The following is a 578-nucleotide window of genomic DNA, read 5'->3' as shown; positions in this document are numbered from 1 at the left end:
TCGGGTGTGTTCGGGCGTCGGTTGGTGCGTGCTGCTCGTGGTGAGGGTGTGTCGTCGTGGGTGCCGGGTGGCACGGTGTTGGTCACGGGCGGTACGGGTGCTCTTGGTGGTCGGGTTGCTCGGTGGCTGGCGGGTGCGGGTGCTGAGCGTCTCGTCCTGACGAGTCGTCGCGGCATGGAGGCTCCGGGTGCGGCGGAGTTGGTCGCGGAGCTGACCGGTCTGGGTGTTGAGGTGGAGGTGGTGGCGTGTGACGCCGCCGACCGTGACGCTCTGCGCGTGTTGCTCGGTACGGTTGCGGGTTCGCTGACGGCTGTGGTGCATACGGCGGGTGTCCTGGATGACGGTGTCCTGGACAGTCTCACGCCGGACAGGTTTGAGAGCGTCCTGCGTGCTAAGGCCGTCTCCGCGTTCAATCTGCATGAGTTGACGGGTGAGCTCGGGATCGAGCTGGATGCCTTCGTCCTGTTCTCGTCGATGAGTGGCACGGTGGGTGCGGCCGGTCAGGGCAACTACGCTGCTGCGAACGCTTATCTGGATGCTTTGGCCGAGCAGCGTCGTGCTGATGGTCTGGCGGCGAC

General features: G+C 66.1%; 1 protein-coding gene. It reads left to right on the top strand.

Features of this window, described 5'->3' with window-relative positions:
- A partial coding sequence (locus IE247_RS34020) for a beta-ketoacyl reductase (RefSeq protein WP_190127230.1) occupies positions 1-578 on the top strand: 578 nt, incomplete at both ends.

The organism is Streptomyces inusitatus, from assembly GCF_014651115.1.
Taxonomy (GTDB): domain Bacteria; phylum Actinomycetota; class Actinomycetes; order Streptomycetales; family Streptomycetaceae; genus Streptomyces; species Streptomyces amakusaensis.
The sequence above is the reverse complement of the archived record's forward strand: the minus strand, read 5'-3'. Positions and strand labels throughout refer to the sequence as shown.